The sequence below is a fragment of the Bradyrhizobium sp. genome (assembly GCF_035570375.1).
Lineage (GTDB): Bacteria > Pseudomonadota > Alphaproteobacteria > Rhizobiales > Xanthobacteraceae > Bradyrhizobium.
The window spans coordinates 1-2,622 of record NZ_DATMLW010000135.1 but is presented as its reverse complement, the minus strand read 5'-3'; the positions used below and the strand labels follow the sequence as shown (position 1 = coordinate 2,622).

The 2,622-nt window shown below is 59.8% G+C and carries 3 protein-coding genes; all 3 read left to right on the top strand.

Annotated features, from left to right (window positions below; genetic code table 11):
- Positions 1–241, top strand: a 241-nt coding sequence (locus VNX23_RS14665; protein WP_325631135.1) for an ABC transporter substrate binding protein, incomplete at its 5' end; no start/stop codon positions are given.
- 127 nt (positions 242–368) lie between these two features.
- Positions 369–1,619 carry a response regulator gene (locus tag VNX23_RS14660; RefSeq protein ID WP_325631133.1) on the top strand — a complete coding sequence of 417 codons (1,251 nt, stop codon included), beginning with the start codon at positions 369–371 and terminating at the stop codon, positions 1,617–1,619.
- Positions 1,620–1,722: 103 nt separating this feature from the next.
- Positions 1,723–2,622 (top strand): AraC family transcriptional regulator ligand-binding domain-containing protein (locus VNX23_RS14655; protein WP_325631131.1); only part of this gene is annotated, 900 nt, incomplete at its 3' end.

Genomic DNA, 2,622 nt, shown 5'->3' with positions numbered 1-2,622 from the left:
CTACCCATTCGGTGAATTCGCGGCTTCCGGCGGCTTGATCAGTTATGGAACGAGACTCGTGGACGCCTATCGTCAGGCGGGTATTTACGCCGGACGGATTCTCAAGGGTGAAAAGCCTGCTGATCTTCCAGTGCAAGCGCCGACCAAATTCGAATTGGTGATCAACCTAAAGTCAGCGCAGGCCCTCGGCCTCACTGTGCCCCCGTCGTTGCTCGCACGCGCCGATGAGGTAATTGAATGAAGTCGGTTATATGGCGATGCGGAAACACGCCGCGAGGCGATCGAGCGCGGTGCGGTCGGGCTTTGACCAAGCCGATCGAATTTGCGCTGCTGCGCAGTAAGATCGACACCAGGCTCGGGCAGTCCACATGACCGCAACCATCCTCGTGGTCGACGACGAGCTCGATCTCGAGAGGCTCGTGCTGCAGAAGTTCCGCAAGCAGATCCGCGACGGCGCGATGCGGTTCGTGTTCGCCCATGACGGCGTCGAGGCGCTGCAGTCCATCGAACAATGCCCGCATGTCGACATGGTGGTATCCGATATCAACATGCCGCGGATGGACGGCCTGTCGTTATTGCAGAAACTGCAGGAGGCGGAGGACAAGAAGTCGACCATCATCGTTTCTGCCTACGGCGATATGAACAACATCCGCACGGCCATGAACTGCGGGGCGTTCGATTTTCTGACCAAGCCGATCGATTTCGGCGATCTGGAAATGACGATCGACAAGACCATCCGTCATGTCGAGATGATGCGCGAGGCGCATCGCCGCCAGGCCGAAGCCGAGCGCGCGCATGCGTCGTTGTCGCGGTATTTTTCGCCGCAGATCGCCTCCCGGCTCGCGGCCGTCGGCGAGGGCAACGGCTTGGAGGTGCATTGGCGGGAGGTCGCGGCCGTTTTCACCGACATCACCGGGTTTACTACCGTGGTGGAAGCTGCCGCGCCGAAGGTGCTGGGCGCGCTGCTCAATGAATATGTGGGCGGCATGACCGACATCGTGTTCGCCCATGAAGGCACCGTTGCCAAGATCATCGGTGATGCAATCCAGATTCTCTTCAACGCCCCCGAAGATCAGTCGGATTATGCGGCGCGCGCGGTTGCATGCGCGAACGACCTCGATAGCTGGGCCGAGGCGTTTCGCGGTCGCTGGAAGTCGAAAGGCGTGAACTTCGGCGCGACCCGCATCGGCGTTCACGCTGGCCCGGCGCTGGTCGGCAATTTCGGCGGCAGCCGCTTTTTCGACTACACGGCATATGGCGACACCATCAACATCGCCGCCAGGCTGGAGGCCGCCAACAAATTCCTCGGCACCCGGATTTGCGTCAGCGCTACGGTTGCCGATGGCTCCGGGAACTTTTCGGGGCGGCCGGTCGGCGATCTCGTGCTGCGGGGCCGCAGCGAGCCGCTTCGCGCCTACGAGCCGTTGCCGGCGGCAACCTTCAATAAGCCGCTGACGACGCAATATTGCGAAGCCTTCGCCAAGCTCGAGGCGGGCGAAGCGGCGGCGATGCCGGCGTTCGCGGAGCTGGTCGGACTACATGCCGACGACAATCTTGCCGGCTTTCACCTGCGGCGGTTGCTCAATGGCGCCAAAGGCGTCCGCATGCAGCTGGAATAACGGTGGCGCGAAAAGCGTCGCTGACCTTAACTATCGATCCCGCGCCAGCTTCCGCCGTCTCCCAAGCGTTCCTTCGGCGATATTTGGATCAGTGGAGATGTTCTTGATCCATATCAATACGAACGCGCCAACCCGCGAACATCCTAAATCCAATACCGCGGGTGGTGGGCTTATAAGAGGCAACAGAAAAGTACTGTGGGAAGCGCTGCGAAGACTGGTGCAAGCCGGATTGACTCGCATGAGTTACAACCAAACTGACAGGCTTAGCTCCATACCCACCGCTACCGGCGGAATTGCCCGCCTCGCTTGTGTACGGCTGCGCGAGTTTGGCAAAGATGCAGGACCCATTCTCGCCCAGGCGGGGGCGACCGCCGAGCAGGCTTACAATGACTCGATACATCTTGAGGTGTCCAAGCAAATCAGGATCTTGGACCTCGTTGCCCAAGAACTCGGGGATGAACTCCTCGGATTTCACCTGGGCCATGATTTCGACTTGCGCGAAATTGGGCTGGTTTACTATGTGATCGCGTCGTCTGAGCGGCTTGCGGATGCGATTCGCAATGCCGAGAGATATAGCGGCATCATGAACGATGGCGTCCGCTTGCATTTCCGCCAGGACGATCGTGCGGCTGCGATTGCTCTTGATTACGTCAACGTCGACCGGCAATCGGACCGCCATCAAATCGAGTTCTGGCTGGTGACGGTGATCCGAATTTGCCGGCAGATTACGGGCACCCGCTTGGCACCGCGCCATTTGAGGGTCAGACACAATCGCGACGCGATACCTGCGGAGTTCAGAAAATTCTTCGGGACAGATGTAGAGTTCGGCGCGGGCGCCGACGAGATCGTCTTTCCCGCGCCCGTGGCTTCGTTGCCACTTGCCAAGCGTGACAATTATCTGAACGATCTGCTCCGGCGATATGCGGACGAAGCGCTTGCTGGTCGGCCTCGACATCTTGGGCGCTTCCGTTCAGCCGTTGAGGACACACTTCCGCAACTGCTC